General features: G+C 47.2%; 1 protein-coding gene. It reads left to right on the top strand.

Annotation, left to right across the window (positions count from 1 at the left end):
- Positions 1-101: 101 nt before the first annotated feature.
- Positions 102-691, top strand: a 590-nt coding sequence (locus R7P74_RS26630) for a gamma-glutamyl-gamma-aminobutyrate hydrolase family protein (RefSeq protein WP_318123654.1), incomplete at its 3' end; no start/stop codon positions are given.

Here is a 691-nt window from a genome sequence, read left to right as displayed (position 1 = left end):
GATGATAAGTAATTGATCTGAAATGCTCAAATTGACATTCGGCTGCCGTATCGCAGAACATATAAATCAATATGAACCGGCGTCCGAGAATTTTTATAAGTATGCGGCTTGAAGAACCGGGCGGAAAGTTTTACCTGGCACGCGATTACAGCGAAGCGGTTTTTGCTGCCGGCGGTGCTCCGTTTCATATTCCCCTTATTCCTGATAAAGATTACATTGAAGACATCGCCGGGCAAATGGACGGGCTGCTGTTGCCGGGAAGCGATTCAGATGTTGATCCTTTCCGATACGGAGACTCTGAACGGCATCCGAAACTTGGACGTGTGATAAAAGAAAAAGACGAAACAGATTTACTCCTTCTTGCGGCTACGGAGAAGCGTAAACTCCCAATACTTGCCATATGTTTCGGGTTGCAGATTCTTAATGTTCATCGCGGCGGCTCGCTATATCAGGACATCGCATCCTTTTTCCCGCAAGCCTTAACACATCGCCAGGGCGAGCCGCGTTCGGCACGAACACATTCGGTAACCATTACACCCGAAACAACTTTATCCGAAACATTAGGTGTCGGAATCGATACAATTGAAGTTAATTCTCATCATCACCAGGCTATAAAGCTGATAGGAAAGAACTTAAGGGTTTCAGCCACAGCGCCGGACGGGATCATTGAGGCAGTGGAGGATACTCGTCA

The sequence above is a fragment of the Vibrio sp. 2033 genome (assembly GCF_033339735.1).
This window is presented reverse-complemented; position numbering and strand designations above follow the sequence as displayed.